This is a genomic window from Cesiribacter sp. SM1, from assembly GCF_020178975.1.
GTDB lineage: Bacteria > Bacteroidota > Bacteroidia > Cytophagales > Cyclobacteriaceae > Cesiribacter.
The window spans coordinates 1-869 of record NZ_JAHXBU010000074.1; the positions used below are offsets into that span (position 1 = coordinate 1).

General features: G+C 44.5%; 1 protein-coding gene. It reads left to right on the plus strand.

The features are described from left to right. Positions 1 to 39: 39 nt before the first annotated feature. Positions 40 to 869 (plus strand): transposase (locus KWJ01_RS28310; RefSeq protein WP_224996953.1); only part of this gene is annotated, 830 nt, incomplete at its 3' end.

Here is an 869-nt window from a genome sequence, read left to right on the forward strand (position 1 = left end):
ATGCAGCAGTACCTTCGCCTGCTCAATCTTAGGTTAGATGTGGTGGTAAATGATATCACTGGTCTGACGGGCCTAAGAATAGTAGAGGCCATCTGTCAAGGTGAAACAGATGCAAAAAAGCTGGCTAGTCTCCGGCATGGCAACTGTAAGAAGTCAGAGGAAGAGATTGCTAAAGCCCTGCAGAGTAACAACAGAGGAGACTTTCTTTTTGCTCTTCAGCAAGAGCTTGATCAGTATCAATACTTGCAAAAACAGATCAACCTCTGTGATGAAGCAATGAAAAAGCAGCTTGAAGATCATATTGGGCAGGATGATACAAAAAAGGCCTTATTCACAGAGACAAAGGTGCATAAGCGTGTAAACAAGAATGCACCCAGAGACATAGATCTCAATTTGGTAGCCTATCAGTATTTTGATGGTGTAGATCTGCTGGCCATTCAGGGGGTAAGCCATTCCACAGTCTTGACTCTAATGAGTGAAGTAGGATCTGAAGGGGTAAAGAAGTTCGCCACCGCCAAACAGTTTGCCTCCTGGCTCAGGCTTTGCCCCAACAAGAAGGTCTCGGGAGGCAAGGTTCTTAGCAGTCGAACCCCAAAGGGTAGTAATCGCCTGAAGATCGCTCTAAGACAAGCCGCCAATACCATAGGCAATCTAAAAGATAATTACCTGACCAGCTTCTTTAGGCGTGTATGCTTTCGTAAAGGAAGATCGGCTGCTATTTCTGCCACAGCCAGAAAGTTGGCTGTCATTATTTGGAATATGCTTGTCAAGCATCAGCCCTTTACGCCTCCAGATCAGTATGAATATCTGGACCAAAAACGAAAGAGAAAGGTGCGAGAACTACAAAAACAATTAGCTAAATTGGAAAC